The sequence below is a fragment of the Marinobacter zhejiangensis genome, from assembly GCF_900114775.1.
Taxonomy (GTDB): domain Bacteria; phylum Pseudomonadota; class Gammaproteobacteria; order Pseudomonadales; family Oleiphilaceae; genus Marinobacter; species Marinobacter zhejiangensis.
The window spans coordinates 1-1806 of the sequence record NZ_FOUE01000012.1 but is presented as its reverse complement, the minus strand read 5'-3'; the positions used below and the strand labels follow the sequence as shown (position 1 = coordinate 1806).

1 protein-coding gene and 2 pseudogenes are annotated in these 1806 nt (G+C 50.1%); all 3 read left to right on the top strand.

What is annotated here, in order from left to right; translation table 11 throughout:
* A pseudogene (locus tag BMZ67_RS18445) lies at positions 1 to 240 on the top strand (hypothetical protein); the annotation flags it as partial.
* A 132-nt stretch (positions 241 to 372) separates the two neighbouring features.
* Positions 373 to 1056 carry a hypothetical protein gene (locus tag BMZ67_RS18440; RefSeq protein ID WP_092026955.1) on the top strand — a complete coding sequence of 228 codons (684 nt, stop codon included), beginning with the start codon at positions 373 to 375 and terminating at the stop codon, positions 1054 to 1056.
* Positions 1057 to 1378: 322 nt separating this feature from the next.
* Positions 1379 to 1806 (top strand): annotated as a pseudogene (locus BMZ67_RS18435) (hypothetical protein); the annotation flags it as partial.

Genomic DNA, 1806 nt, shown 5'->3' with positions numbered 1-1806 from the left:
CAGAACTACATGGACATCACCAAGCCCCTGCCAGACCTCCCCGTATTTGAGGAATACCGCCATCTGGACCCTGTGACCGCCGAGCACGATGGCAAGGTGGCGCGACCCGAGCGTTACTGGCGAGACATGGACGACCAGACCTTCAAGAGTAAGGTTGAGGCAATGCGGCTGGCGGTGAACAGGGTCGATACCGAAAGCCGCCCGAACCTGATGGCGGAGAAACTTCGATACTCGGTGTGACTCTTGACGGAAGGTGCAGGTTTAGGTCCTGCGTTTTGCTGGTTAGGGGGCGGCTTCGATTTGGTGGTTTACCGCGAGATAAGTTTATCCCGGGCTTCCGGGCCACCCTTTGAATGGATAGGTAAGGAATAAATGATCAACGGAAAGATTATCTCGGCACTGGTTATCCATTTAATAGCATTTTTGGCAATCTATGCTGAAGGCTATCCGGATGCCTTTCTTATTGTTGTAGGTTCATGCCTTGCCCTGAATGTGATTGGGTTGTGTCTATGCTTAATGGGCATTGTTCGATTTGGCTGCTCTCTCTTTATTGCAGGGTGTATTGGTTTTATACCACTGGGCTTGGTTGGCATATTGGGAGCACGGCAAGCTCTGGATGCAGAAAGGCGTGAGCGATTTGCCCAGATGGAAGCTGCAAGGTCATACAGATTTAATCCCGCCCTCTTAGACGTACAGATATTTGGAACTGCTATTGTCGGGCTGGTCTGGCTAATCCTGATGCTGGTGTTTCCATTCGTTCCGGCTATCCCGTTGGGAGGTGCAGTCATTGGGTTCCTAATTGGGTTGTGGAATTCGTCCACTATTCCTGTGAAATGCTATGAGGACCACATCGAGCTGAAGCTTTCTCTGATTGCACCCACGCATTTAATAAAATACAAAAATATCACTGATATCGATACCAGCCATCGAAAACATACAATAGTTTCGTATGCCCTGGATGGCGCTGAAAAATCACTTAAATTGAAATGGAATGGGCTCGAAGATAAGGCCAGTGAGGAATTGCTTGGGTATATACAGGGTAAGTGGGTTGCTTGAGTTGGATATTGCTTTGGGAGGAGAGCTCAGGGTCAGGTCTTGCGTTTTGCTGGTTGGGGCTAACGAAGCTAAATTCCAGCATTGCCTGGCCCACATCATGAGAAACCGGAATGGGTCGGTATCAGCGCAGGACGTTTTCGCGAACAATTGAGCCAGTGGTTTCAGAGGGCAGGACGCCCAAGGGAAGAGAGCAATGGATGTGTGCAGCAACGGCGCTGACCGACGGGGAGGGGCGCCCAGCCCAATGGCCGGTGGCTATTACGGCCCCACAGCCTACCGCTCCAGCCATATACCCACCCTGCCGCCAGGGGGGCACGCAAAGATGGACCGAGCCTTCCAACGTTTGCCTTGGGGGCACTACATCAGTCCGGTCGTACCTAACACCATGAATGCCCAGTTGGCCTATGCGCGTTTGTTCATGGAAGAAAAGGATGCAGAGAATGGTTTTCCTTGGGGAGAAACCATTTTTGCTATCAACAAAGGTTTCCTGAAATGGCTGCTTGGATCCCTGTACATATTGTATCTATGTGCTTGGTTGTCTATGTGCGTTTTTCTGGTACCAATGGTTATTGAGATAATTGCATTGTTGTCAAACTCTCCAACCATCGCGGGGGCAATAAAAATAGCTAAAGGATATGGCATTATTTATCTAGGCCTTAGCGTGCTTTATTTTGTGGGCAAGTATGGTCGCCTTTTCCTAGCCTCCTTCAATGAAAAACGCCTACGTTCCGACCCAACCGGCCTCTACCG

Coding starts and splice junctions, on each gene's coding strand:
- BMZ67_RS18440 (WP_092026955.1), top strand. CDS start 373: ATGATCAACGGAAAGATTATCTCGGCACTGGTTATCCATTTAATAGCA.